Origin of the sequence: Psychrobacter sp. UBA3483 (assembly GCF_002377905.1) — a bacterium.
Classification (GTDB): Bacteria; Pseudomonadota; Gammaproteobacteria; order Pseudomonadales; family Moraxellaceae; genus Psychrobacter.
The window spans coordinates 27,687-51,282 of sequence record NZ_DFQS01000044.1 but is presented as its reverse complement, the minus strand read 5'-3'; the positions used below and the strand labels follow the sequence as shown (position 1 = coordinate 51,282).

18 protein-coding genes and 1 tRNA gene are annotated in these 23,596 nt (G+C 42.8%); 9 read left to right on the top strand and 10 right to left on the bottom strand.

Annotation, left to right across the window (positions count from 1 at the left end; translation table 11 throughout):
• Positions 1-286: 286 nt before the first annotated feature.
• Positions 287-901, top strand: coding sequence for a BLUF domain-containing protein (locus tag B2866_RS07950; protein ID WP_296192717.1), 615 nt, complete (start codon positions 287-289; stop codon positions 899-901).
• Positions 902-1,161: 260 nt separating this feature from the next.
• On the opposite strand, the gene B2866_RS07945 is transcribed toward B2866_RS07950, so the two are convergent.
• The 3 genes from B2866_RS07945 to pyrC all read right to left on the bottom strand — a co-directional run bounded on the left by B2866_RS07945 (position 1,162) and on the right by pyrC (position 3,630).
• Positions 1,162-1,237, bottom strand: a tRNA-Glu gene (locus B2866_RS07945).
• A 352-nt stretch (positions 1,238-1,589) separates the two neighbouring features.
• Positions 1,590-2,396 carry a ribonuclease T gene (gene rnt, locus B2866_RS07940; RefSeq protein WP_296192499.1) on the bottom strand — a complete coding sequence of 269 codons (807 nt, stop codon included), beginning with the start codon at positions 2,394-2,396 and terminating at the stop codon, positions 1,590-1,592.
• Positions 2,397-2,559: 163 nt separating this feature from the next.
• Entirely contained in the window at positions 2,560-3,630 is a 1,071-nt protein-coding gene (gene pyrC / locus B2866_RS07935) for a dihydroorotase (RefSeq protein ID WP_296192497.1), read from the bottom strand.
• Between the two features lie 332 nt (positions 3,631-3,962).
• Here pyrC and B2866_RS07930 point away from each other — a divergent pair, with 332 nt between their 5' ends.
• A complete protein-coding gene (locus B2866_RS07930) occupies positions 3,963-5,201 on the top strand; it encodes an argininosuccinate synthase (protein WP_296192491.1) in 1,239 nt (412 codons plus the stop codon).
• A 125-nt stretch (positions 5,202-5,326) separates the two neighbouring features.
• Here B2866_RS07930 and B2866_RS07925 read toward each other — a convergent pair whose 3' ends face one another.
• Positions 5,327-6,622, bottom strand: coding sequence for a hypothetical protein (locus tag B2866_RS07925; RefSeq protein WP_296192489.1), 1,296 nt, complete (start codon positions 6,620-6,622; stop codon positions 5,327-5,329).
• Between the two features lie 155 nt (positions 6,623-6,777).
• On the opposite strand from B2866_RS07925, the gene B2866_RS07920 reads away from it, so the two are divergent.
• A complete protein-coding gene (locus B2866_RS07920; protein ID WP_296192486.1) occupies positions 6,778-7,317 on the top strand; it encodes a L,D-transpeptidase in 540 nt (179 codons plus the stop codon).
• A gap of 194 nt (positions 7,318-7,511) precedes the next feature.
• On the opposite strand, the gene B2866_RS07915 is transcribed toward B2866_RS07920, so the two are convergent.
• Positions 7,512-9,206: a CYTH and CHAD domain-containing protein gene (locus B2866_RS07915; protein WP_296192483.1), complete on the bottom strand. Its 1,695-nt coding sequence runs from the start codon at positions 9,204-9,206 to the stop codon at positions 7,512-7,514.
• A 290-nt stretch (positions 9,207-9,496) separates the two neighbouring features.
• Complete coding sequence (locus tag B2866_RS07910; protein WP_296192481.1) at positions 9,497-11,083, bottom strand: isocitrate lyase; 1,587 nt, start codon at positions 11,081-11,083, stop codon at positions 9,497-9,499.
• A 745-nt stretch (positions 11,084-11,828) separates the two neighbouring features.
• Between B2866_RS07910 and B2866_RS07905 the strand changes: the two genes are divergently transcribed.
• A complete protein-coding gene (locus B2866_RS07905) occupies positions 11,829-12,818 on the top strand; it encodes a LysR family transcriptional regulator (protein WP_068407091.1) in 990 nt (329 codons plus the stop codon).
• A gap of 518 nt (positions 12,819-13,336) precedes the next feature.
• Positions 13,337-14,725, top strand: coding sequence for an NAD-dependent succinate-semialdehyde dehydrogenase (locus tag B2866_RS07900; protein WP_296192475.1), 1,389 nt, complete (start codon positions 13,337-13,339; stop codon positions 14,723-14,725).
• Between the two features lie 162 nt (positions 14,726-14,887).
• Here B2866_RS07900 and purN read toward each other — a convergent pair whose 3' ends face one another.
• Positions 14,888-15,589: a phosphoribosylglycinamide formyltransferase gene (gene purN, locus B2866_RS07895; protein WP_296192472.1), complete on the bottom strand. Its 702-nt coding sequence runs from the start codon at positions 15,587-15,589 to the stop codon at positions 14,888-14,890.
• Positions 15,589-16,638: a phosphoribosylformylglycinamidine cyclo-ligase gene (purM, locus tag B2866_RS07890; RefSeq protein WP_296192469.1), complete on the bottom strand. Its 1,050-nt coding sequence runs from the start codon at positions 16,636-16,638 to the stop codon at positions 15,589-15,591. Before purM ends, purN begins: the two co-directional genes overlap by 1 nt.
• Before the next feature lie 375 nt (positions 16,639-17,013).
• Here purM and B2866_RS07885 point away from each other — a divergent pair, with 375 nt between their 5' ends.
• The 3 genes from B2866_RS07885 to B2866_RS07875 all read left to right on the top strand — a co-directional run bounded on the left by B2866_RS07885 (position 17,014) and on the right by B2866_RS07875 (position 19,935).
• Positions 17,014-18,120: an AI-2E family transporter gene (locus tag B2866_RS07885; RefSeq protein ID WP_296192466.1), complete on the top strand. Its 1,107-nt coding sequence runs from the start codon at positions 17,014-17,016 to the stop codon at positions 18,118-18,120.
• 217 nt (positions 18,121-18,337) lie between these two features.
• On the top strand, positions 18,338-19,141 hold the full coding sequence (gene hda / locus B2866_RS07880) for a DnaA regulatory inactivator Hda (RefSeq protein ID WP_201541235.1): 804 nt from the start codon (positions 18,338-18,340) through the stop codon (positions 19,139-19,141).
• Positions 19,142-19,236: 95 nt separating this feature from the next.
• The gene (locus B2866_RS07875) at positions 19,237-19,935 is read left to right on the top strand and encodes a DUF2057 family protein (protein WP_201541236.1); all 699 of its coding nucleotides are present in this window, start codon (positions 19,237-19,239) and stop codon (positions 19,933-19,935) included.
• Between the two features lie 131 nt (positions 19,936-20,066).
• Here the strand turns inward: B2866_RS07875 and B2866_RS07870 are convergent, their stop codons facing one another.
• Together B2866_RS07870 and B2866_RS07865 are read right to left on the bottom strand one after the other, a co-directional pair.
• Positions 20,067-20,555, bottom strand: coding sequence for a Dps family protein (locus tag B2866_RS07870; RefSeq protein ID WP_068407074.1), 489 nt, complete (start codon positions 20,553-20,555; stop codon positions 20,067-20,069).
• Between the two features lie 380 nt (positions 20,556-20,935).
• On the bottom strand, positions 20,936-21,601 hold the full coding sequence (locus B2866_RS07865; RefSeq protein WP_201541237.1) for a YcxB family protein: 666 nt from the start codon (positions 21,599-21,601) through the stop codon (positions 20,936-20,938).
• 507 nt (positions 21,602-22,108) lie between these two features.
• Between B2866_RS07865 and serS the strand changes: the two genes are divergently transcribed.
• Entirely contained in the window at positions 22,109-23,395 is a 1,287-nt protein-coding gene (gene serS / locus B2866_RS07860; protein ID WP_296192451.1) for a serine--tRNA ligase, read from the top strand.
• Positions 23,396-23,596 lie beyond the last annotated feature (201 nt).

The window sequence follows — 23,596 nt, the reverse complement described above, 5'->3', positions numbered from 1 at the left end:
TGTTTTATAAAGAAGCATGCATTTATGCTATATTTTGAATATAAATGGTTTTAAAGCATCGTGTAGTATTAATAAGTAGTCATTTAAAATAAACATATATTGCTTTGATGACGAAATTAGCCTATGATGTAACCAACTTAATACAATTAATATAAACATTTATAAATCAATAATATAACAAGCCAATTTGTTACTTCTAAATGCCTTGTTGCTCTATTTTTTCTAAAGTTAGTATGGTTGTCTTAGCTACATTTACCTGATAATAGGGAGAAGCTGATTGTCAACAGTGAATGATTCGACAAATCCAGTAACGCCAGATCTCTGCCAGCTTGTATATCTGAGCCACATTACGTCGACTGGTCTTGCAAGTGCGAGTACGCTTAATGACATCGCAGAGGTCGCGATTGAGCGTAATCAAGCCGATAACATTACCGGTATCCTTTGCTACGGCAATGGCTACTTTTTCCAATGTGTAGAAGGTTCTGAACAAGCATTAACCGATCTCAAAAACCGCTTGTTGGTAGATGACCGGCATAAAGATTTAAAAATATTGGATTTTTCGGCAATTGCTGAGCGCCGTTTTAAAGGCTGGTCGTTACGTTCGATCACCCTTGAGCGCTGGATGATGAATGAGCCTAAGCTAAAAGCCTTTATGCCATTTAAGCCTCATACTTGGGAAGCCGATGGCTGGCAGCAGTTTTTGGATATTCTGCAAGGCTATTACGAAGAGCAAGAAAGGACTGGTGAACTTGACACCCAGCCGATAAAATACAATACCTTAGGCGTCACCTTAGGTAAAGTAGTCGGTCAGCATCAAGCGTTTTTCCTAATTCAAACCGTCTTAGCTGGCTTAATCGTATTGGCGCTGCTTTGGTTGATGTTAGCCGATAAGATTTGGTAGATTGTTCTAAATCATGAGCGCGTAGATATTTAAAAAGCCAGCATTCAGTGCTGGCTTTTTGCTGCGAGAGAATAATATAAATCATGCTCGCTCTATTAATGAGTATTTATAAATATTGATCAAAGACAGATAAATATTCGCGAAAAATAAATAGGCATAAAAAAACCCCACTCATATTTCTATGAGTAGGGTTTTGCTGGTGTGCTTATTAGTCTTATTGATGCTATACAGCAAGTTTGCTAATAAGTGACGCCAAATAGTGGCGTCCCCAGGGGGATTCGAACCCCCGTTACCGCCGTGAAAGGGCGGTGTCCTAGGCCTCTAGACGATGGGGACTAGTAACAACGCTTCAGCTGCTTTCACCATTTATGCTGAAGTGGTGCGTATTTTAATGGCGACCGCGCTTGCTGTCAAGCCTTTTTCGACGTCTTTTTGAAATTAAGTATCTTTTTTTAAGGGCGCGCTGTGGATGTAGGTCTTTTCGCTTTAAATGATGCCGAATCCACAACGATGTACAAGCGCTAATGGTTAACGCCAGTAGCATGTAACCGATAATGGTTGCCCATAATTTAACCTGTGGTTCCATAGTAAAGTCCCTTTTGTTAAGCTCAACTAATCCATCATAAGCGATTAGCTATAGATAACACTATTCATTGAGTTTAACAATGCAAAGGGCGTATGCTTTATTTTACTTGGCGTCGTCAGCGTTGCTATCATCAGCACTTTTAGCGGCTGTCTCGGTATTTTCCTGCTCGTTATGTATGGCGTTCGCTAGCATCGGGTAGCTATTTAGAATGTGGCAAAACAGTTCAGCCGTCTTTTGGGTATCATATAGTGCTGAATGTGCGTCATTACCATCAAAATCAAGCCCAGCAGCCTTACAAGCGCGCGCGAGGACTGTTTGTCCAAATGCCAATGCAGACAGCGTCACGGTATCGAAAACTGAGAAGTTGTGAAACGGATTGTGATTTTTGCTATTGGTACGCAACACTGCCGCATTTAAAAATGCTAAGTCAAAATGGGCGTTATGGCCAATTAAAACGCATTGACGGCAGTCTTCCGCGCGGCGTACCTCTTTTAAGCCTTTAAAAATACGGCGCAGCGCCGTTTTTTCATCTTCAGCGATGGCTTTGCGCAGTGGATTATTAGGATCAATACCGGTAAAGGCAAGCGCGCTTGGCTCAAGATTTGCGCCTTCAAAAGGCTCGATATGGGCGTTAAATGCCTCTCCTGGATAAAAAACGCCTTGCTCATCAAGTAGCACAGGAATACAAGCAATCTCTAACAAAGCGTCGGTTTGCGCATTAAAGCCTGCGGTTTCAACGTCGACGACAACAGGCAAAAACTTACGAAAACGCTCTTTTAAGCGCATGGGTGCTAGCTCGTCTGTCGCGCTGGCGCTGTTGGCAGTGGCGCTTGGGGCAGTATTAAGGCAGGTATTGTTTGTATTAGCCCAATCGTTTTTAGGTAAGGCGGCATCATTTTGAGTGGTCATATCAAGTTAAATCGCTTTTATCAATCGTGCTGTGGTATTGAATGAAATAAAAAATACCTATCCTATGATAGGAGGCTGGACCTTGCTAAGCGTACTAGCAAAAGCGCGAGACCTTACATAGGATATGGCATAAAGGCAGGCAAATAGCGTTATGTCATTGCTGTTAAGCTTTAATAGACCAAGGTAACGTCTCGCCCGCTAATAGGGGCGTTAATGACGCGCCATCAAAGTAAGGGTAATGGGTCGGTACTTGCATCGGGGTATTTATCAACGTAATCGTGCTGTCATTTAATGGCAAACCATAGAACTGAGCGCCAAAGCGGCTGGCAAATCCTTCGAGTTTATCGATTTTACCTACGCTATCAAAAGCAGTGGCGTATAGCGGTATGGCTATAGCAGCGCTATAGCAGCCTGCACAGCCGCAAGCCGATTCTTTTGCGTTTGTTGCATGGGGCGCCGAATCTGTGCCTAAAAAGAATTTTGGATTGCCACTGGTAGCGACATCCAACAATACTTTTTGATGGCTTTCACGCTTCAAAATAGGCAGGCAGTAAAAGTGCGGCTTGATACCGCCAACCAATAAATGATTGCGGTTAAACATCAAGTGCTGCGGCGTAATGGTCGCAGCAATTTGATTGCCTTGTTCTAAAACGAAGTCGGCGGCATCACTGGTGGTGATATGCTCTAGAACAATTTTCATCGTCGGGAATTTGACGATGATTTGCGCCAACACTTCGTCTAGAAAGCGCTTTTCACGGTCAAAAATATCGACATGGTCGTGCGTGACTTCGCCATGTAAGAGTAGGGGTAGGTTGTATTTTTCTAGCGCTTCAAAGACATCGACGCAGGCATTGATATCGGTGACACCGTCAGCAGAGTTGGTCGTTGCGCCAGCAGGGTAGAGCTTGACCGCTTGCACGATACCAGATTTTGCCGCCATTTCGATATCCTGAGCGGTGGTTTGATCGGTGAGATACAAGGTCATACGTGGGTCAAAAGCTGCTTTACGCTCCGCACTCAAATCGCTTGCTTCTAAATGCTGCAGGATACGCTCACGGTAGGCTTGCGCCGCATCGATATTTTTAACAGGCGGTACCAAGTTTGGCATACAGATGGCGCGGTTAAAACTCTGGGCGGCGTGCGGAACGGTAGTCGCCAACGATTTATCGTCGCGCAAATGAATATGCCAATCATCTGGCTGTAGCAGGGTTAATTCTCTAATCGAATCGGTCATAGTATCATCGCGCTCTATATCTTTATACGGCAGTAAAAGGGAGTGTAGCTGAGCTGCTATCATAACAGATTTGCCTACTTGACTAAATATGCGGCGAACTATCTGTACATAAAAGCGTTGTGATTTCGTTGATAAGTAACCAGCGCCTATGTATGCATTTATGCTAATTATCAGTGAAAACCTAGCACCGAATGGCGCTGATACTTTTGCCGCTCGTAAATATGATGTACACTGAGCAGGCAATCTATTTTTTATTTATTTCATCCTATCCTGCGCATTTTTATTTCTCATTAAATGTATTCGATAATAAATTCTTATATTAGGAGTTATTCATGGCTCAGCTTGATCCAAAAAATATTAATAAAATCGTCTTGGCCTATTCCGGCGGTCTCGATACCTCAATCATCGCTAGATGGCTACAAGAAACCTATGATGCAGAAGTGATTACCTTCACCGCTGACATCGGTCAAGGTGAAGAAGTTGAGCCGGCGCGCGCCAAAGCTGAAGCCATGGGTATCAAGCATATCCATATCGAAGACTTACGTGAAGAGTTTGCCCGCGATTATGTGTTCCCAATGTTCCGCGCCAATGCTATTTATGAAGGCGAGTATCTGCTCGGGACTTCTATCGCGCGTCCTTTGATTGCTAAGCGTTTGGTTGAAATCGCTAAAGAACATAACGCCGATGCTATCAGTCATGGCGCGACCGGCAAAGGTAACGACCAAGTACGTTTTGAGCTTGGTGCGGTTGCTTTATCACCCGACGTGGTGACCATTGCGCCGTGGCGTGAATGGGATTTATCAAGCCGTGAAAGCTTGATGAAATATGCTGAAGAACACAACATCGCCATCGATTATGCTGGCAATAAGAAAAAATCTCCCTATTCAATGGACGCCAACTTACTGCATATCTCTTATGAAGGCGGCATCTTAGAAGATCCATACGCCGAAGCTGAAGACGATATGTGGCGCTGGTCAGTCAGTCCTGAAAACGCTCCAGATGAACCGCAATATTTAGAATTAGAATACAAACAAGGTGATATCGTTGCGATTGACGGCGAAGCGCTTAAGCCTTATGAAGTAATGATTAAGCTGAATGAGATTGGCGGTAAGCATGGCATCGGACGCTTGGATATCGTTGAAAACCGTTACGTTGGTATGAAATCACGCGGTTGCTATGAAACCCCAGCCGGTACCATTATGCTAAAAGCACACCGCGGTATCGAATCATTAACCCTTGACCGTGAAGCGGCGCATCTAAAAGATGAGCTGATGCCACGTTACGCTAAAATTATCTATAACGGCTATTGGTTTAGCCCTGAGCGCATGATGCTACAAGCCTTGATTGACAAATCACAAGAATATGTCAACGGTACCGTACGCGTCAAATTATACAAAGGTGCGGTAAGCGTGGTCGGTCGTAAGTCAGACGATTCATTGTTTGATGAAAAAATCGCCACTTTTGAAGATGATGCCGGTGCTTATGATCAAAAAGACGCCGAAGGTTTCATCCGTTTAAATGGTCTACGTTTGGCGATTGAAGCCAGCCGTGGTCGTGATTTATCGAAGTAAAAGATTCTTTAGACTGTGTTAGATAAACCATAAAAAAAGGCGCTAATAAGTTAGCGCCTTTTTTGGTTTTTTTAAGGGTTGCTCGACTATTTTCGTCTACTTCAAAATTTATCTATGAATTATTCTCATTGAGCCGCTTCTTTTGGTTCCTTAGCACCATCTTCATCGTCGTCCATCATAACAATCGCTATATCCTGCTGTTGGCGCTCCTTGATAAGGTCTTGTTCGATGACTTCTTCTGTGGCCAGTTTTATACCGTCAGATTTTTGGCTTTGATATTTGAGCGCTGCTAGTCCGCCCAGTACGCCAATAACCGCAATAATGATTAGGATAACGGGATTTTTCCAAAGCGGTATAGGTTCGTCGTATTCAATCGGCTTTTCGCTGGTGGTGGTTGGCGTATTGTCGTTATTGCCACCGATTAAGCCCAAACTGACCAATGGCGGTTTTGGTGCGCTGGCAGGCTCCGAGGTGATGCGTAGGCGGTTACGCTGCAAGTATATTTCTGAGATTTTCGCCAGTTGCAGCAGCCAACGTTGATGTGGCAAGCTAATAGCGGCCATTTCGGAAAATACTAATAAGTCATTATGTTTGCCTTGCTGAGCATTGGCAGAGGAGCGTCCGATGACTTTTAAATAATTGCCCGTCGCTAGTTGCATGTCTTGTACAGGCTTTTGGTTTTCAGGTTTAAATGTCGTCAACTCGTGCCAATGCAGGTTAAAAGCCGGCGGAGTATCAGCGAGTTGCGCTGTACTTAACAACGTACGTTCAGGGGCGTTTTTTGCTTCTGTCTCTACATCTACTTTTAAGTCTGACTGTAAAGCAGCTTCTGTAGAAGTGGTCGTTTTTCCATTCTCATTAGGTTCAGCCCGCTCGGTAGATTCTAACGCGGGTTTATTGGCCACAAACCGCTCGACGGATAAAAACTGCGGCTGCAAGGCGAACCATTTGTCTAACTCATCATTATCAAGCTGGCTATATTCTGCTAAAATCGCCAGTTCACGCAGCACTATTACGCACAAAGAGGTGAGTAGTATTTGCACTTGCTGTGACGTCGCCTCAATGCGCTCTGCAATGTAATCACTGGCTTTAATCACGCGCGCATTCTCATGAAAAATTGCATCAGCCACCTCTTGGCGATAATATAAAGTCGCGTTGATGGTCGAAAAATTCATTGAGTTATATCGTCTGAGTTCTTTGACAGCGGTACGAGTAAACAGTTTTTTACTCACGGCCTGGCCATCATTATGCTGCTGATAAGCAAGTAAAGCACTGACAATGGCTTGCAAGCTAGCATCCAACGCCAAGCGCGCTTGCGGTAATGACAGCTTAGCGGCATCTGCTAATAATGACACCATCGGCTTGGTATCTTGATAGAGAAAATCATACATCGACACACGTGTCGGTGAAATAGTCGTCATAATCTGCTAGCATCAAAAAGTGTGCCTCTATATTACGGTGACAAAAGCCTTGATACAATCCCTTAATAATAGAAAAACGCAAACATTTCGCTCACCATTTACTCTCAACGCAATCGATAATAACCACTGTAGATTTATGAGCGCTGGAAAACCTTATGACAAATAATGAAGAATCTAAAGAAAAGTTTAACGAAAAATCTGATGTGCAGCTGGTTATTAACATTGCTCAGCAAATGTTAACGCTATATAAATACGATAAACAAATGACTCAATATACGGTGTCGACCGCTAAAAATGGCATTGGCAGTCAGCAAGATAGCGGCTGCACACCCCTTGGCAAACATTTTATCGCCAAGAAAATAGGCACAGATGAACCCATAAATGCGGTGTTCATTGGACGTGTCCCTACGGGCGAGGTCTATAGTGCAGAGCTTGGTGAGTTGCATCCTGAGCGCGATTGGATATTAAGCCGTATTTTATGGCTGAGCGGTCTTGAAGAGGGATTGAATAAAGGCAGCAATGCTCATGGCGGCTGCGATACTTATCAGCGTTATATTTATATTCATGGCACGCCAGACAGCGAACCAATGGGCGAGCCTCTCTCGCACGGATGTATACGGATGCGCAATGAAGATATTTTGGAGCTATTTGAGCAAGTTATCGAGGGCACAGCTGTGACCATTGTTGCTCATTGATATTTACTCGAAAACCCTATGCTTAAAAAACACTACGCTTAGAAAACATTGTGCTTAAAAAACATCAGGCTTAAAAACATTACGCATAAAAAAAAGACAACGTACCTTATGGTCACTGTCTTTTTTTTGAATTATGTAAAGGTTAAGTTAAGTATAAGTAAGAGACAGGGTCAAAAAGCCAGTTTTAGTTTCTATTACCAAAACTTATCTACAGATTTAAGCTTAGCTAAGCATTTTTCAGTTTTTTTGTTAGCATTTATCAAAGAGGCGTTTAACCAGCCTGCGCCATACCAAGCATTAAAGTCAGTACCAGCTCTATGTTGATAGCACTGTTGATAATAAGTGATAGCACGTTGTTGCCCAAGCGCTTGCTGTGCTTTTACGAGACGTTTTAGGAAGCGCTTACTTTTCTTTTTGGATTTTTTACTGTTGAGCTTATTGTTTTTAAACTTTTCATTGTTGATTAAGGGCGCTGCAAACTCACTAACATAGCGCAATTTTTCAAGCTGACGGTACAATTTATACTGGGCTTGTTTTTCGCCCTTGACTGGTAAATCTACCGCCTGCGCCTGCAGACTTTGCGAATCCGTATTTTCTAAATTAACGCCTTCTAAATTAACGTTTTCTAAACTCGTACTATCTAAATCTTTGCTATCCACTTTAGCATTTCTAGCTTCATGGAATTTTCTCTCAGCTTTCAGCAATTTTTTATAACGTTTGTTCAATACTTTTCTAAGCTTATGAGCCGCGCGTTTATCGGCCTGTGGTTCAAGGTTAGGGTCACTCATGGTGAAAGCTATCAGCTCAAGCAAGGTCAATTGCAAATTGTTGGCGCGTACCGCTTCAATAGGGGTAATCTTTAATGCTTCGATTTCTACCGTCCAATCAACGCTTGGGGCATCATGTTCTTGTAGATAGGGTTCGATATGACTGGCAAGATAAGCAAGCTTGCGATAATCAGTCAGTAAAGTCGTTGTTTGCTTAAGGATGGTTGACCAATCAGGATTGAGCTCATCAGAGAAGCTGCCAAACACTTTGAGCGCGGTACGTAAGCGCTGAATACCGTCATGTAATTGTAAAACATGCTCATTGTCCGTGCTACCTGCGACGATGGCGCTACTATTGGGTAATATTTGTAGTAGACAATTATGTACGACAGCCCGTATAAATGCTGGCCTGCTGCTGTCTTTATCGACAGTTAGGGCGCTAAGATTGGCGCTAACCGCTGGGCTATGTTGTTGCCCCGTAATTAATAGGCCACCACGCTCGGCTTTGGTCACCGTAGAGAGGCAGAGTTTATGACGTTGACACCAGGTTTTGGCGGTCGTAAATAAAAAATCTACATCGCCTGATATGAGCTCAAACTCGATTTCTTGAATGGTATAGCGCTGACTGGTATCGCTGCCGTGAATAATCTCTCCGTAGTCGTATGCCATCTCAATCTGATTACTGCATTCATTATCGTTATTGTCTACCAGCATCCGTGTTATACGCTCGACATCGGTGACATATAATCGGTTAAGCGTTTTGGCCAGTTTCGTTAATTTAAATGACTCTAGAGCAGCGGCAATGGCGGTATCTTTATAGATACCTAAATCAGGCATAAGGGTGTCCGCTTCCAACATTGCTTGGACCTGTTGGTTATCTAGTACCGCATTGTGCTCTAAACGTGCCGCAATACCATCGCCACCTGCTTTGATGGTCTGCACCCACGCATCGCCTTCCTGACGAATACGTAAGCCAATACCCGCCTTAGCGAGCTGCTGATCGGGAGTGTCATAATAATGCGCGGCCAGCCGCGTGAGCTGTGAGGATTTAATATTTGCTTGGCGCATCAAACCTTTTAAGCGTGATTCTGGTACTAGAAATTTCAGCTCTATCTCTTGCATGATGGCTCCCGATTATAGTCATGAATGATTGGTAATACCTGTTAAATAATTACCATCGTATGAGAGCTATCGAACAATGACAAGTAAAAGTTTTACTTTGGCTGATTAGCTGATACTAGGGCGTGTCCTCAATTCAATCGATGGACATCTAAATGGTCTAAAAATGGCTATTTAATAACGCTATCGTTTTATATAGGGAAATTATTTAAAGCCAGAAAAAGCCGCCCTACAAGGTAGGACGGCTTTTCTATAACGGTTACTTATAAAATGTACTTATAAGTAATCGGACATTAGAACTGGTTCATGGTGTTTTTGCCACCACCAGCTTTAAGGGCGTTTTCACCAGAGAAGATTTCTTTGTGATCATCGCCAAGGTCAGAACCCGCCATTGCTTGGTGTTTAACACAAGCGATGCCTTCACGGATTTCTTTACGTTGGACGCCAGCTGCATAAGCAAGCATACCTTCTTCACCGAAGTAGCCTTTAGCAAGTTCATGAACGCTAAGTGCAGTGGTGTGGTAAGTAGGTAGCGTGATTAGGTGATGGAAGACACCCGCTTCGCGTGATGCGTCACGTTGGAAGTTCTTCGCAGCGATGTCAGCAGCTTCATCAAGCTCAGTACCGTCGTAATCAGCACTCATCAAGTTGTCTTTGTTGTAGGCAGAGATGTCTTTACCTTCTTCTTCCCACTGAGCGATAACTTGCTTACGGAAGTTTAGCGTCCAGTTGAACGATGGGCTGTTGTTATATACAAGTTTCGCTTTTGGCTGCTCTTCTTTAATACGGTCAACCATCATTTTGATGTGTTCTACGTCTGGAGTAGGTGTTTCGATCCATAGTAGATCAGCACCGTTTTCTAGAGCAGTGACACAGTCAAGTACGACGCGGTCGATGTTGGTTTCTTCACGGAACTGATATAGACCGTTAGCTAGACGCTTAGGACGAACCAATTTGCCGTTGTGCTTAAGAAGGCTGTCATTTTCTTTTGCTTCTTCGATGGTCACTTCTTCCATTTCTAGGAAGTCGATATATTGAGAAGCAAGGTCGCCTGGCTCATTTGATACTGGGATTTTTTGCGTTAGTGATGCGCCTTCAGAGTCAGTACGAGCAACGATAACGCCGTCTTCAACACCTAGCTCTAAGAATGCATAACGAATCGCATTAATTTTTGCGATGTAGTCTTCATGCGGTACAGTTACTTTACCCGCTTGGTGACCACACTGTTTTGCGTCAGATACTTGGTTTTCAACTTGGATAGCGCAAGCACCCGCTTCGATCATTTGCTTAGTTAGCAAGTAAGTCGCTTCTTCGTTACCGAAACCTGCATCGATATCAGCAATGATTGGCACAACGTGTGAATCAAAGTTTTCGATTTTTTCTAGGATAGCTGAAGTGTCTTGACCCGCTTCTTCTGCAGCGTTTAGCTCACGGAAGTAGTCGTTTAACACTTTAGCATCAGCTTGACGTAAGAAGGTGTAGATTTCTTCGATTAGCTTAGGCACAGACGTTTTTTCGTGCATAGATTGGTCAGGTAGAGGACCAAACTCAGAACGTAGGGCAGCGACCATCCAACCTGATAGGTAAATGTAAGTTTTAGCCGTCGTACCGAAGTATTTTTTCTTAGCGTACATGGTTTGCTGAGCAACGAAACCATGCCATGCACCTAAAGATTGCGTGTACTGAGACGTATCATTGTCATAATCTTCCATGTCTTGACGCATGATTTTTGCAGTATACTTGGCGATATCTAAACCAGTTTTGAAACGGTTTTGCATCATCATACGTGCAGCATCAGTCTCGCTGATATTCTGCCAGTTACCGTGCTTTTGCTTTAGTTCACGTACTAGATCAATCGCTGATTTATATGCAGTTGACATCTATAGTCTCCTTGGTGGGGTGGGGATTAAAGGGGATGTAAATTAATCGAGTAAAATATGCAGATAGTGGTTGCTTATAAAATAATGATTCTTAAAAAGAAGTACATTAGCAAAAGTAAAATTTGGGATATAAATTTTTTGCCTGAGCACCCTTTATTAAACTATAAGAAAATGGTCGTAAAAGCAAATAAAACCTGTCTTTTTGGTCAGCTTTTATTTCTTGGGTTAAATCGGCGTTTTTATAGATAAGAGGTAGTCGCCAGCTAAACTGCTTATTACCCTAAAGCGTACAAGACATTTATTCAAGCTTAAAAACTGCTGCGAGCAAAAAGTTAAATTTATAACAAAGCTGATTTCACAATAAGGTTTACGCAATAAGTTTTCTGTCCATCTTTTAACGTAAAAGTGCGATAAAATAGTATGCATCATCGATTCGTTAAAACACATGCTGATGGGATAATATTTGAAAATGACTTATCAGCGCTTGCTAAGCACTATAGCTAGGTTACCCTGATTTATCTAGTTTATGATTATTATCTTGGGTATTTCATTTGGTTATAGTATAGACAAAACAATGGCTTGAGCAGGGTAACTTGGGTTATAATAAGCATATATTAAAGCTATTTAGATAGAGAAATGCTTAATTTAGACAGTGATAACCCAGTTTTATAAAATAATAGGACGGAAGATGCCGCGCTTTTCTAAGCTTATGGTGGCGTTTATTCTACGGTAAAGAGAAATAGATATGAATTTGCAGCGGGTTGATTTGAATTTGTTGGTGCATTTAGATGTACTACTTCGCGAAAAAAACGTCACACGTGCAGCTGAGCAGCTCGGCATTACTCAGCCAGCGATGAGTAATATTTTGCGGCGTCTACGTAAATTGTTTAATGACCCATTATTGGTGCGTTCATCGGAAGGTATGACGCCGACCGAGCGCGCGCTTGAGCTGCAGCCGCGTATTCGCGAGATACTGGCCGACTTAACGCAAGTGCTTGAGCCGCGTACCGAGTTTCGCCCTTATAGTACCTCGCGCGTTTTTCGTATCATGACTTCAGATTATGCTGAGGCGACTTTGGTGCCAAAACTGGTCAAAGCGCTACGCTCTGAAGCGCCCAATGTGATTTTGGACTTCTTGACGCCCTCTGATGTTTCCTACCGTGATATGGAACAGGGGCGCGTAGATTTAGCGATTAACCGTTTTAATGAGATTCCGCAAAGCTTCCATCAAGTATTGGTTTGGCGCGATACATTTAGCTGTTTATTGTCGGCTGAAGGGCCATATGCCAATCGTTTTAATTTAAAAAATTATCTAAAAGCGCAACATGTTTGGGTGTCCAAAACAGGTATGGGCGTTGGCTTTGGGGTTAATCCAGAGAAATCGGGTGGGCTTGGTTCTATCGATCAGGCATTGCAACGCCTAGGTCAAAAGCGCCAAATCAGCGTCTTTACCCGTCACTATCAAATGCCAGCGATGCTTGCGGCCAATAAAGATTTGATTGCGACTTTGCCGACGCGGGTGGCGAGAATGCAGGCCAATAACGACAGTATTATTATGGAAGAGCCACCATTCTTTATCCCTGAGTTTGAGCTGACCATGGCATGGTCACCATTATTACAGCACCATCCAGCGCATCGTTGGTTACGTCAACTAATTATGCATGTGGCGCGGCAAGTGGTTGCCGAAGAAGAAAATCCGCCGCCAGAGATTCCAGTCATTAACCATTTGTTTTAGTACAACTTTTAAAGAACCAGCACATGTACCATGGGCTGGTTTTTTATTGCCTCTATTTTTTAGATCAAGCTTTTTAAATTGAAAAGCTCTTTAAATCAAAAGGTTCTCTAAATTTAGTTTTTTTAAATCAAACGAGTCTTTATAGGGGCGTCACATTATTAACATCTTACGCACACTTCTTCATAACTTGTAAAACTATAGCCAATGCATTTTGCTATGCTAAATAGACATTAAGAAAAAAGACAATTAGAGCGAGCATTGTTAAGTGATTCGATAATATCAATTTGTTTAGTGGTAGATTGTTTTTTAACAATTAGGCCTCGCTCATCAGGTATTCATTACATACAATGCTTCACTACATAATAAACCCCACTCTCAACTTATTTTTCTAAGGTATTGGTTTGCTTAGTTTTTAAAATTTCAGTTAAAACAATTAGAATTTTAAATTCTATAAAAATCAAAAGCCTACGATAAGTTGAGATTGGCGTATAATAAACAAATAACTAAGGATAATTATCATGGCAGATATTACCACTGTGAACCCAGCGACGGGTAAAGACATTAAAAACTATACTTATATGAGCAGCGATGAAGTTAATAAAATCATCGATGCCTCACACGAAGCGTTTTCAAAATGGCGTTTGGTCAGTGCCGATGAGCGCGCCAAAGTCGTTAACTCGATTGGCGAGATGCTAATGAAGTATAAAGACGAGCTTGCGAAGCTAATGACTGAAGAGCGTGGTAAGACCTTAGAGGCGAGCTTAGGCGAAGTAGATTTATGTAAAGCGATTTGTGATTTTACGGCAAGCGAAGGCGTTGCTGCCTTAGCTGATGACGAACGTGATATCGAAGGTATTAAGAAAGGCTTAATCAGCTATGATCCCATCGGTATCATTTATGGTATTCAGCCGTGGAACTTTCCAGCTTACCAAGTATTCCGCTATACCATTGCTAACTTGATGGCGGGTAATAGTATTTTACTTAAACACGCCTCAAACGTGACTGGATCTGGGTTATTGATTGAAAAAATCATGCAAGAATCTGATTTGCCAGAAGGCTTATTCCGCGCATTGATTATCAGTCATGACCAATCTGAAAAAGTGATTGAGCATGAAAAAGTACGCGGTGTTACCTTAACGGGTAGCGATGTCGCTGGTCGAGTAGTCGCGCAACAAGCAGCAAAAGTACTGAAAAAGACCGTTATGGAGCTTGGCTCGAACGATGCCTTTATCGTATTAGACGACGCTGACTTAGATTTAGCAGCGGCAACCTGTGCCCATGCGCGTTTATATAACAACGGCGAGACTTGTATTGCGGCTAAACGTTTTGTGGTCGTCGATAGCGTTTATGATAAATTCCGTGATTTGGTTATCGAGAAATTCAACAGCTATAAAGTTGGCGATCCAATGGAAGAGTCGACTGACGTAGGTCCGATGTCTAGTAGCAAACAGCGTGATACGTTGCACAAGCAAGTGCAAGAAAGCGTGGATAAAGGTGCGACCATCACGATCGGCGGTGAAGTGCCTGATAAGCCGGGCGCGTTTTATCCACCAACGATTTTGGAAAACATCAAACCCGATCAACCAGCTTATAAAGATGAGCTATTTGGTCCCGTTGCCGCGCTTATTCGTGCCAAAGACCAAGACGATGCTTTCCGTATTGCCAATGACAGTCGTTATGGACTCGGCGGTGCTATCTTCTCAAAAGATGAAGAAAAAGCAATTAATCTAGCCCAGCAGCATTTCGATACGGGTATGGTTTATATCAACGGGTATGATCTAGTCAATCCAGGTCTACCATTCGGTGGCGTGAAAGATTCAGGCTATGGCCGTGAACATGGCGGCTTTGGTATCAAAGAGTTTGTTAATATTAAAGCAGTACATGTCGTTAATAAAAAACCTGCTTAATGATTAAGTTGTTTTAGACTGTTAATTTTAAATACCTAGCTATTAAGTAACGAGGTATTTTTTTACTAGCCATTTTCTATAAACACCTCGTTATTTAAGCGCATAAAAAAAGCAGAACCCATTACGGATTCTGCTTTTTTATTTATAAATAAAGTCTAAAGCTTAGTTATCTAACCATAGTCTTAAAGGTAAGGCTGGTAGATAAGATGATACAGTATCGTCAGGTGGATTATCTAAGTCAATAATGCCCTTAGCAATCAGTAATAGAGTCCATGGTAAGAGTTGATGTTCGCCTTTTTGTACGCGTGCTTGCAGGCTATCCACAGTGTCTTTGTAATTAACTTCAAGCAGCGCTTGGGTCAACACCGCACCGGCATCAAGCTCTGCAGTGACCACATGAATACTACAGCCATGATGACGTTCACCCGCTTGTATGGCGCGCTGATGGGTATCTAGGCCCTTATAAGCGGGCAGTAGAGCAGGGTGCAGGTTAATCATTGGCGCAGGCGCATTATCGATAAATGCGCTACTTAACACCCGCATAAATCCTGCAAGAACAATCAAATCAGGCTGCCAAGTAATTAGCTGTGCGCTGGCATGGGTTTCAAAGGTTTTGATACCCATGCGTTTGCCGCTAGCAACGTGAGATAAGACGGCAACGGGAATCGCAGCGTCATTGGCACGTGTGATGGCATAAGCATCTTCACGATTACTGATAACGCCAACAATCTCAATCGGTAGCGCGCCAGCTTGCATGGCATTAATCAAAACTTGCAGGTTGCTACCACTACCCGATACCAAAACAGCGACGCGTAACGGCTTAGCTGATTTTTTTGCCATGCTTTTTAAATTGTCGTCTGGCATTAACGGTACACCACGGCGTCCGCTTCACGGCTCACCATTTCACCCAATTTCCAAGCTTTTTCGCCCGCATCATTTAAGGTTTTGATAGCCGTTTCAGCTTTGTCTTTAGGCACAACGATGACAAAACCGACGCCGCAGTTAAAGGTGCGGTACATCTCACTTTGCTCGATATTGCCTTGGGTTTGTAGCCATGTGAATAGCTCTGAGAACTGCCAGCTGCTCGTATCAATACTAGCGGCTAAATTATCTGGTAGTACACGCGGCAGGTTATCGGTTAAGCCGCCGCCGGTGATATGTGACATCGCATGTAAGGCTGAGCTACCAAGGGTATCTTGCAACGATTTAATGGCTTTAACATAAATGCGGGTAGGTGCCATCAGCGCATCTTGAATAGGCTGACCGTCTAATTGCTCATCGCTCGTCGTCACATCAATACCGCTGACTTCGATGACTTTACGTACCAATGAGTAGCCATTAGAATGCGCGCCACTTGAAGCAAGGGCGATTAATACATCGCCCTCGCTGACGTTTTCACCAGTAATGACTTCCGCTTCTTCGACTACACCGACGCAGAATCCTGCTAGGTCATAATCATCATCTTGATACATGCCCGGCATCTCAGCGGTTTCGCCGCCAATGAGCGCGCAATTTGATAATTTACAACCTTCGCCAATGCCCGTGACAACGGTTGCCGCGACATCGACATCAAGCTTGCCCGTTGCATAATAATCTAGGAAAAATAACGGCTCAGCGCCGCAAACCAATAAATCATTGACGCACATAGCGACCAAGTCGATACCGATGGTGTCATGGCGGTTTAATTGCAAGGCCAATTTGAGCTTGGTACCGACACCGTCAGTGCCCGAAACCAACAACGGTGAGGTATAACCAGTCGGAATACGACAAAGCGCCCCAAAACCGCCAAGTCCGCCCACAACCTCAGGACGAGAGGTGGCTTTTGCCACTGATTTAATACGTTGTACCAACGCATCGCCAGCATCAATATCAACGCCAGCATCTTTGTAGCTTAAAGAAGGCTTGTTACTCATGGTCATCTCACAAATTTTATAAGGAATGAAGGTCGGTCAGTAGAAAAGCGGATCGGTCATGTTAATTTTGCAGATAGTGCGCGCATTATACCCAAAAATGACCCTTAGCCGCAAAGCAACTTACCAATATTTGGCGGATATTTGCATAAGAATGCTAATAAAGATGTTATCAGGCGTAATAAAAAATTAAGAAACAAAAAATGACTGCTTTTTTGTCGGACTCTGCGATAATAGAACGCCAAAGTCGTTAGCAAAACCTACGACGATGACGCTGCTAATTACCATTATAAATACAAAGTTGCTGAAGACATATTTCAGTGAACAAACCATTAGACGCCAGAATTTTACATAGACTTAATCGTAGGGTTACCCTTAATGATAAACCAACCAATAGATCCCTTTTTTCGGCGCTTATTTATCGTTGTTGCGATTGTTATAGCGGTATTTTTATTGTATTTGATGATGCCCGTCATCGTGCCGTTTGTCGTTGCTTTTGTACTGGCTTATTTGTTTAACCCACTGGTTAAGCGTTTATCAAAATACATCAAGCGCTGGATGGCGATTATTATTGTTTATTCGACGATTACGCTTGGTATGGTTCTGCTGCTTTGGTGGCTAATACCAACCTTATGGCATCAGCTGCAAGCGGCGTGGGAATATCTGCCCAAAGTATTAAATTGGTATAATCAAGTCGTGCGTGAGTGGTTTGCCAATAATAGTCGCATTCGTCTGCCAGAACTCGAAGCCAAGGGCTTTTCTGAAACTTTGGTTGATTATATGCAGACCAACTATAAATTCGCTGATGCCAGCAGTATGATGAGCCAAATACTGGCCTCTAGTATGAATTTTATTAACAATGCGGGCTTGATTGTGCTGGTACCGATTTTGACCTTTTATTTCTTATTTAATTGGGATCAGCGCCTGCAAACTTGGAAGATGGCTATTCCTGCGCCTTATTGTAAAAAAGTGGTTGCCATTGCCCGAGAATGCGATCAAGCATTAATGGCATTTATTAAAGGTCAACTATTGGTCATGGTATTATTGGGCGTCATTTATGCTGTACAGCTCCAGCTTATTGGGCTTGAGCTTGGTTTGATTATTGGTATGGTGGCTGGTATCGCAAGCTTCGTGCCGTATTTAGGCTTTGGTATTGGCTTTATCGCCGCGATTATCGCCTCTTTGTTCCAATTTGGTCTGGATTGGACTTATTTAGCCTTGGTGGTTGGCGCGTTTTTGGTCGGACAAGCGGCAGAAGGTTATATTTTGCAGCCGTTGTTATTGGGCGACAAAATCGGTTTATCACCTTTATGGGTTATTTTTACAGTATTGGCAGGAGCAAGCTTATTAGGTTTCGTTGGTATGCTGATCGCGCTACCGGTGTCCGCTGTGCTTAATGTCTTATTCCGCCATTTATACGCGCATTATCAATCGACTGACTTTTATAAAGGCCGTAAACAATTGGCGTTATTTGAAGAAAAATAAATCGCCCAGATATTCTATGAATAAGGTTTGATTGGGGTTAATGGGTAAAAGACTTGTCAGTCATTTTGCAAATATGTTATATATAGGCGCAGTATTAATGGTATTTACCGTTATTAGGTTGGCTTTGATAAGTGTAAAAGTTAGCAAAGCCAGTTTACAGAATATTAGTCGTTTAGCCTTTTTAGTGATTGCGCTACGCAAACCGAGTTGATGATTCATGGCAGAAGCACAGCTAAGTCTCAATCTGGACATTAAGCATGATGCGAGTCTCAGCGACTTTGCCGGTCCAGGTTGGATGTCTATTATCGATGCAGTGCGGCAGCTACATGTCGGCCTGATAGGTCAGTTGTACCTATTTGGCAGCCCAGAGACGGGCAAGTCGCACCTATTATCCGCCATCTGTGAGTCGTTTATCGAGATGGACAAATCAGCGATTTGTCTGTCATTGAATGAGCTGATTCATACCGATGTTAATGTTCTATCTTCTTTAGAGAATTTTTCCCTGATAGCGATTGATGATTTAGAGGTGCTTGAGCAAAGCAGCCAATGGCAAGAGGCCTTGTTCCATCTGATTAATCGAAGCCGTGAAGGGCAGCGGCAGCTGATTTTTGCTTCTAATAAACCGGCGACCGAATTACCGTTTCAGTTAACAGACCTCCTCACCCGTTTAGCGCAATCGCCAAGCTTTAAAGTGCCAACCGGTCATGATTTGGCAGACCGTCAAGCTTTGCTACAATCTATCTTACGCCGCCGCGGTTGGCAGTTTGATGAGCGTATTATCAATCATTTACTCACCGAAGGGCCGCATCGTATCGGCGCTATGATGGACGTCCTAAATTACATTCAGCCAATGTTTTCTAACCTTGGTCGTAGTAATATATCCAAAGCGGTCATTAGCGATGCGTTACGCACGATTGATGAGCAGACGCTCGCCGCCGAGCTTGCCGATATCGCCCAAGAAACGCAAGGTGATAATGAGGTCGCCAGTCAAGACCAACATACCATGCCACTCGACTTTTAACCTTTCGTTTTTTGACCTTTAGCTTTTAATAATTAGTTTTTAACGTTCATAGACACGCCCTTTATACCGCTACTTTACTATCCTTGGAATAACTTATGAAACCAAACGCTTCTTTGCTAAAAAAACTGACGATGAGCACGCTATTGATTACTGCAGGCTCAGTATCGATGTTCTCGCACGCTGCAGTCACTCTGCTTGTTGATGACCATATCAAAGTAACCGCTATTAATGGACAAGAAATCCAGCAAAGTCCGTTTCAGCCATTGAAGAAGTCGTTTACCTTAGAGCCAGGTCAGCATGCGATTACCGCTAAGTATGATCGCTTATATAACTTGCGCCGTGATGAGCACGATTATTTGCGCTCAGGTAATGTGAGTGTGACGGCAGAATTGAAAGACAATCAAACGTATCGTCTGACCATGCCAAATCAGCCAGAAAAATATGAAGCCGCAAGAGAATTTGCCAAGCGTCCAACGTTGGCAGTGCAGCAAAATAATACGGTGGTTGCCAGTCAGCAGGCGCTAGAGGGTAGTCAAGGTGGTTTGCTATCAGGTTTGGGTAAAACATTGGGCGGTGTATTTGGCGGCGCAAATGATGCCGAACTACAAAACCAACGTGCCATAGCTGCATTAGGTCAATCTACTGCCAGCACTATCAATACAGGTGCTGTGACCACAGTTCAGCAAACGACTAGCGCTGCTACTTCTACCAGTACTTTAGATCAGTTTATGCAACTTTGGTTACAAGCAACACCAGCCGAGCGTGAAAAAATACGTCAGTGGATTCAGAAGTAAAGTCATTGAAACATAAGTAGCATTGGTAAAGAAGCATAAAAAAAGCACCTAAATTAGGTGCTTTTTTCTTACTTACTATTTATTCAACTAATAAGCCAATTTACTGATAGATTGCTTTATCTATTTCGCCGTTATTTAGCCAAAAAAGCATTATACATCCAAATAAGCTTTTCTTGTTGTTGTACATACTCATCAACTAAGTCTGCTGTACCTTGGTCTTCCGCTCGTTCAGCTAATGCTGACACTTCACGTTGCTCTTCAATCAGCGCTTGTAGACCAGTCACCACACCTTGTACGCAAGCATTACCGTCTTTGACGTTTTTATCTTCTTGAATGTTGGTATGTTGACTAAAGTCGCTATAAGCATGCAATGGCGTGCCACCTAATGTCAAGATACGCTCAGCGATTTCATCAATTTCTACTTGCAAATTGGTATATAGCTCTTCGAACTGTGGGTGCAAGGTGAAGAAATGCTCACCTTTTACGTTCCAGTGATAACCACGTACGTTGATATAAAACATATGATAGCTTGATAGTAGATCGTTTAACTTATCAATCACTTCGCTCATATCTGCTTTTTCTAGACCGATTTGGTTGGTTGCATTATTAGTATTACTCATAATATTATCCTTATAGTTTGAGTGTTCATTTAAGAGACTGGTTATTTTTATAAACTTAGACTTAATCATCTAAGGCAAATGTAGAAGTCTAAGAGTGTAGCAAGTCATATCCTGCATTGCTATGCTCGTTATATATCTTCTACAGGTTTTTAGGTCTCTATACCTTGTCTGTTTATGCTTATTATAATAGCAAAGATACCATGATAAGTTAAATTCAATTAATCTAAGGCTGTGATTGATTTTATAGAATTATAAAATCATAGTATCCACGCTATTCATACTATTTTATAAAGCCAACACCTATACAAGTTTAATGCTGAATTATAAAAAACGACCAACCACAGCACTCTAAAAGCCACTTCTTAATTTAAAAGTCACTTTTATAGTTTTGCAGGTGGCTGTAAGTTTTCAGGGTTTAAGCCTTTAACAGCAATGACTTCTTGTAGGTGCTGACGTACGGTATCGATTGGGAATTTTTGCGTTTGTAAACGCTTAGGAATGATTTGGCTGCCTTGTTGACCTTTTAGCTCAAACATCATGAAAATATAGTCATCAGTTTCATCCCAGCTTTTGACGGCGCTCCAAGGAATAACCGCCTGCTGAGTGCTACCAGCACGCATCTGCATACCGCGCATCTGATTGCTATTAAACATGTCAGGCTGATTGACCGGCATTGCCATGACCAGACCATGCTTTTGCACGCCCAATTTCATCTGACGCATCTCATCAGGCATTTCTTGGTCAGCAACTTGTTTTTCAAACTCTTTTTTGACATACCATTTAAAGCCAAGGGTACGTACCAATAGATAAATGACCACCGCTGCTAGCATCAACCAAAAAATAATGGTCGAATAACCAGTTAAAAAAACCAAGCCCGCGATGGCTAATATGACGACGACCGCCATAATAATCCACTCTTTCATCTTAATACTCGACAGACCAAACGACGGGCTGGCACTGGCAAATAGCTCATATTGGGCTTGATGAAATTCGGCCTCGGTTAGGTTTAAGGCGACAGGTTGAAGCGTGTAGGGGTACAGGGCCATAAAGGTTTCTCAGATACGTATGTTAAAAGCGTGGGATGAAAAGCGCCAAAGTGAGACTACGCTATCGTGCGCTACCATGCTTGGCGGAAAGTAGAATAAAGATATGCGCTTATCTTACCGAAAACTGCTCTTAAATGAAACATATAAGCGGGCATGTCGACCAATAGCTCGGTTATTTTTTAGATAGCATCCTTATTCATACTAAGGTCAATGAGAGAACTTGCTGCACAAGAGCATGATGTGGCTTCTATTATTTGTTATTTAACCCATAAAGCTTGTGCAAAGAACAGGCTAGATTGTGGCAAAATATAGCCAAAACATGGTCAAATCTGCTCGGTATTGGTATGATAGTGACTATTATTTATTCTTATAATTGACATGGCGTTATCGGGCAGCTTTATAACGATTTTATAAGGCTGGGCACGCTATTTCATGTTTTTTTCATATAAATTGGCTATTATTTTCATTTTTCTTTCTTACTCACTTTTGGCGCTACAGGCAACTATTATGATTGACCCAAAACTCTTACGCGGTGATTTAACGGATTTACAACAGCAGCTGGCCACGCGTGGTTATGCGCTTGATATGGCGTTTTGGCAAAGTATCGAAAACGAACGTAAGTCTTTGCAAGTCAAAACCGAAGAGCTGCAATCGCGCCGTAATGCGGGTGCTAAGCAAGTGGGTGCGCTAAAAAAATCGGGCGTAGATGCTAGCGAATTATTGGCTGAGATGCAAAGCGTCAGCGGTGAGATTAAGACAGCTGAAGATGAGCTGCGTACCTTGCAAGAGCGCATTAGCCAAGCGGCCATGCAAATCCCAAATATCCCAGCCGCCGATGTGCCAGTCGGGACATCAGAAGATGATAACGTCGAAGTGCGTAAATGGGGAACGCCGCGCGCGTTTGATTTTGAGATTCAAGATCATACTCATATCGGCGAAACGCTGGGTATGCTCGACTTTGAAGCCGCTGCAAAATTAACAGGTAGCCGTTTTAACGTCTTAAAAGGTCAGCTTGCGCAAATGCATCGCGCCCTAATTCAGTTTATGCTCAATACTCATACCATCAAGTACGGTTATACTGAAACCTATGTGCCTTATATTGTGAATTCTGAGAGTCTAAAAGGTACGGGTCAATTGCCAAAATTTGAAGATGATTTGTTTAAATTGACCAATCATACCAATAACGATGGTACAGATTTTTATCTGATTCCGACCGCCGAAGTACCCATGACCAACTTGGTACGTGGTGAGCGTTTGGATATCAAAGAGCTGCCATTAAAATTCACCGCTCATACGCCATGTTTCCGTAGTGAAGCAGGCTCGCACGGCCGTGATACCCGTGGTCTGATTCGCCAGCATCAGTTTGAAAAAGTTGAGATGGTTAATATCGCCACTAGCGAGCAGTCCGATGATTTGCTTGAAGCGATGACGGCACAAGCCGAGTACATTTTACAGCAGCTTAATCTGCCATACCGCGTGGTCAAGTTATGTACCGGTGATATGGGCTTTGCGGCGCAAAAAACTTACGATATCGAAGTCTGGTTACCGAGCCAAGATACTTATCGTGAAATATCAAGCTGCTCAAACTGCGGTGATTTCCAAGCCCGCCGTATGGGTACACGCGTTAAAGACGGTAAGCAGACGAGCCTAGCGCATACGCTAAATGGATCAGGTTTGGCAGTCGGTCGAACCTTACTTGCGGTGATGGAAAACCATCAAAACGCCAATGGTAGTATCACCATTCCTGAAGTATTGCGTCCATTTATGGGCGGTGCTGAAACCATTTTAGCTTAATGATTTAGCTTTTTATCTAAACTGCGGGTTGGTTGCTGACTTGCAGTTTTTTATCAGTATTGGTTTAATAAAACTGATACGAATGATTATTAAATACAAACGCTTATGTCAGCGCATTTTTAGATTGCCTAGTAGCAAATATGTTAATATTGCCCTTTGATTTTATACTCTATCTTTTGATGACGTCCATTGTGTTTTTGC